The sequence below is a fragment of the Prolixibacter bellariivorans ATCC BAA-1284 genome, assembly GCF_000621705.1.
In the GTDB taxonomy this organism is placed as follows: Bacteria; Bacteroidota; Bacteroidia; order Bacteroidales; family Prolixibacteraceae; genus Prolixibacter; species Prolixibacter bellariivorans.
The window spans coordinates 1-2,684 of record NZ_JHXO01000018.1 but is presented as its reverse complement, the minus strand read 5'-3'; the positions used below and the strand labels follow the sequence as shown (position 1 = coordinate 2,684).

At 51.4% G+C, this 2,684-nt stretch carries 1 rRNA gene; it reads left to right on the top strand.

Features of this window, described 5'->3' with window-relative positions:
- Nucleotides 1-2,587: ribosomal RNA gene (locus tag T426_RS25635) — 23S ribosomal RNA — on the top strand; the annotation flags it as partial.
- Between the last annotated feature and the right edge of the window lie 97 nt (nt 2,588-2,684).

Genomic DNA, 2,684 nt, shown 5'->3' with positions numbered 1-2,684 from the left:
ATATGAAGTAAACGGAAATGGAAGTGTTCTGGAAAGTCACACCGTAGGAGGTGAAAGTCCTGTACATGTAAAGTTTGCGGAGTTAGCAGTATCCTGAGTAGGGCGGGACACGTGAAATCCTGTCTGAATTTGCCAGGACCATCTGGTAAGGCTAAATACTACTGAGAGACCGATAGTGAACCAGTACCGTGAGGGAAAGGTGAAAAGCACCCCGAACAGGGGAGTGAAAAAGTACCTGAAACCGTACGCCTACAAGCGGTCGGAGCATCTTTATGGTGTGACGGCGTGCCTTTTGCATAATGAGCCTACGAGTTACTCCTCACTGGCAAGGTTAAGTGGTTCAGCCACGGAGCCGAAGCGAAAGCGAGTCTGAATAGGGCGCTATAGTCAGTGGGGGTAGACGCGAAACCATGTGATCTACCCATGACCAGGTTGAAGTCCCGGTAACACGGGATGGAGGACCGAACCAGGAGACGTTGAAAAGTCTTTGGATGAGTTGTGGGTAGGGGTGAAAGGCCAATCAAACTTGGAAATAGCTCGTACTCCCCGAAATGCATTTAGGTGCAGCCTTGGTTACGAGTCTTGCAGAGGTAGAGCTACTGATTGGATGCGAGGGCTTCACCGCCTATCAACTCCAGACAAACTCCGAATGCTGCAAGATGCTCACCAGGAGTGAGGGCGCGGGTGCTAAGGTCCGTGTCCGAGAGGGAAAGAACCCGGACCATCAGCTAAGGTCCCCAAGTGTATGTTAAGTTGAACAAACGAGGTCTGATTGCTTAGACAGCTAGGATGTTGGCTTGGAAGCAGCCATTCATTTAAAGAGTGCGTAACAGCTCACTAGTCGAGCGGTCGGGCGTGGATAATAATCGGGCATTAAACATACCACCGAAGCTATGGATTGTAAATTTATTTACAGTGGTAGGGGAGCATTCCGGTCAGCGCTGAAGGTGTACTGCGAGGTATGCTGGAGCGTCCGGAAAAGCAAATGTAGGCATAAGTAACGATAAGGCAGGTGAGAAACCTGCCCGCCGATAGACTAAGGTTTCCTGATCAACGCTAATCGGATCAGGGTTAGTCGGGACCTAAGGCAAAGCCGAACGGCGAAGTCGATGGACCATCGGTTAATATTCCGATACTTCTCTTGACTGCGATGGGGTGACGAAGTGATGAAAGACCCGCGTACTGACGGAATAGTACGTTAAAGGGCGTAAGTGTTGAGATTCATAGGTAAATCCGTGAGTTGAGCTGAAACCCGACAGTACCGAGAGCCTTCGGGCAATCGGATAGTGGTCCTAAGGGCTTCCGAGAAAAACCTCTAAGCATCAGGTCAAGAGAACCCGTACCGTAAACCGACACAGGTAGTCAAGGAGAGAATCCTGAGGCGCTCGAGTGATTCGTGGCTAAGGAACTAGGCAAAATGGCCCCGTAACTTCGGGAGAAGGGGCGCTGGCGCAAGTCAGCCGCAGTGAAAAGGCCCAGGCGACTGTTTATCAAAAACACAGGGCTATGCTAAATCGCAAGATGATGTATATGGCCTGACACCTGCCCGGTGCCGGAAGGTTAAGAGGGGATGTTATACTTTCGGGTAGAAGCATTGAATCGAAGCCCCGGTAAACGGCGGCCGTAACTATAACGGTCCTAAGGTAGCGAAATTCCTTGTCGGGTAAGTTCCGACCTGCACGAATGGTGCAACGATCTGGGCACTGTCTCAGCCACGAGCTCGGTGAAATTGTAGTAGCGGTGAAGATGCCGCTTACCCGCAACGGGACGGAAAGACCCCGTGAACCTTTACTGCAACTTCACATTGGTTCTGGGTAAGTGATGTGTAGGATAGGACGGAGACATTGAAGCGGGTTCGCCAGGATTCGTGGAGTCATCCTTGAAATACGTCCCTTTGCTTGCCTGGGGCCTAATCCCTAACGGGAGACAGTGTGTGGTGGGTAGTTTGACTGGGGTGGTCGCCTCCAAAAGAGTAACGGAGGCTTCTAAAGGTGCGCTCATGGCGATTGGTAACCGCCAGCAGAGCATAATGGTATAAGCGCGCTTGACTGTGAGACCAACAAGTCGATCAGGTAGGAAACTAGAGCATAGTGATCCGGTGGTTCCGCATGGAAGGGCCATCGCTCAAAGGATAAAAGGTACTCCGGGGATAACAGGCTGATCGCTCCCAAGAGCTCATATCGACGGAGCGGTTTGGCACCTCGATGTCGGCTCGTCACATCCTGGGGCTGGAGAAGGTCCCAAGGGTTGGGCTGTTCGCCCATTAAAGTGGCACGCGAGCTGGGTTCAGAACGTCGTGAGACAGTTCGGTCCCTATCTGTTGTGGGCGTAGGAGACTTGAGAGAGCCTGACGTTAGTACGAGAGGACCGCGTTGGACAGACCACTGGTTTACCAGTTGTTCCGCCAGGAGCATCGCTGGGTAGCTATGTCTGGAAGAGATAAGCGCTGAAAGCATCTAAGCGCGAAGCTCGCCTCAAGATGAGGTCTCCTTAGAGGGTCGTTGGAGACTACGACGTTGATAGGTCGCAGGTGTAAAGACGGTGACGTCAAAGCCGAGCGATACTAATTGCCCGAAACTTTCCTCGCCGGTTTTAGATATTGGTGTTTTTGTTGTAATGAAGTATTTTCTTCCAGGGTTCATGTCAGTAAATCAGGGGACAAGTAAAAAGGCAAAAGTGAGAAG